Consider the following 261-nt stretch of genomic DNA (forward strand, 5'->3'; position numbering starts at 1 on the left):
ACGCTCGCCTTTATGGACATCATGCCGCAAGCAGAAGGTCACGTGTTGGTTATCCCCAAGCAAAAAGCCGTTGATTTAGGTGATTTGGAGCCAGAATATGCCGCAGCAGTATTAATGACCTCTAAAAAGATCGTGCAAGCACAGCGTCAATTATTTGAGCGTGAAGGTGTTATCCAGATGCAGTTGAATGGGTCACAAGCAGGGCAGACCGTCTTTCATTATCACGTGCATCTGATTCCATCAAGCATTCATGAGCTAGGT

Annotated in this window: 1 protein-coding gene; it reads left to right on the forward strand. The window is 46.4% G+C overall.

The genetic code is table 11. From position 1 onward, the window contains the following. Positions 1-261: HIT family protein (locus AAEY75_RS15800; protein ID WP_352260125.1), on the forward strand; the 261-nt coding region annotated here is incomplete at both ends.

The sequence above is a fragment of the Psychrobacter sp. TB55-MNA-CIBAN-0194 genome, from assembly GCF_040309505.1.
GTDB classification, from domain to species: domain Bacteria; phylum Pseudomonadota; class Gammaproteobacteria; order Pseudomonadales; family Moraxellaceae; genus Psychrobacter; species Psychrobacter fozii.